Annotated in this window: 2 protein-coding genes; one reads left to right on the top strand and one right to left on the bottom strand. The window is 72.6% G+C overall.

Annotated elements, in window-relative coordinates:
* Window positions 1–168 (top strand): alpha-ketoglutarate-dependent dioxygenase AlkB (locus AC1D12_RS34445; RefSeq protein ID WP_477845541.1); only part of this gene is annotated, 168 nt, incomplete at its 5' end.
* Here the strand turns inward: AC1D12_RS34445 and AC1D12_RS34440 are convergent.
* A partial coding sequence (locus tag AC1D12_RS34440; protein ID WP_477845540.1) for a 4'-phosphopantetheinyl transferase family protein occupies window positions 149–836 on the bottom strand: 688 nt, incomplete at its 5' end. The two genes, AC1D12_RS34445 and AC1D12_RS34440, sit on opposite strands and share 20 nt — an antisense overlap.

Genomic DNA, 836 nt, shown 5'->3' with positions numbered 1-836 from the left:
CAACGGCAGTCGCCCGTGCAGCGGCTGCGGCTGGCGCATGGCGACGTGGTCGTGTGGGGCGGTGCTTCGCGATTGGCCTTCCACGGCGTGGCGCCGCTCGCGGACGGCGAGCATCCGGCGACCGGGCGCTCGCGGATCAACCTGACCTTCAGGAAGGCGGGGCGCTGACCTCGCGCACCGCGACGGCGAGTGCCGTGCCGGCGTGCTCCGGGAGCGATTGCACCTGCAGCGCGTGACGGGCGCCGTCATGCACGACCTGCAGCGCGGCAAGGTCCTGCTGCAATCCGGCATCGACCGCGTCGGGCGGAATCGACAGCCCGCTGCCGATCGCCTTCAGGCAGGCTTCCTTGCGGGTCCAGCCGCGCATGAAGGCGAGGTCGCGCTGCTCGGGTGGCGCGGCCCGCAGCGCGCGTTGTTCGGCCGACGTGAAATTGCGCTCGGCCAGCGCGATCGCATCGCGCATCGGCCGCAGCACCTCCACGTCGACGCCGATCTCGGTGCCCGCCGATGCACCTGGCGCCACTGCGATCACCGCGACATCGTCGCTGTGGCTCATGTTGAAGACGCAGGCGGCCGGCGCGTGCAGGAACGGCTTGCCGAACGGGCCGGCACCGAACACCAGCGCGGCGGCGGGCAGGCCGGTCTGCTGAGCGAGGATCGCCCGCAACGCGACGTGTGACGCCAGGTGCCTGCGCCGCAGGCCCTCGAACGCGAAGCGCTGGCCGCGCGCGATCTCGTCGGCCGACAGCGTCGCGAGTGCGGCGGCATCGGGCATCTCGTCGAGCCGCAGCCACCACAACCGCAGCCCGAGCGGTGCCGCCAGTTCGGTGTACGGC

The sequence above is a fragment of the Rhizobacter sp. P1_G5 genome (assembly GCF_056405435.1).
This window is presented reverse-complemented; position numbering and strand designations above follow the sequence as displayed.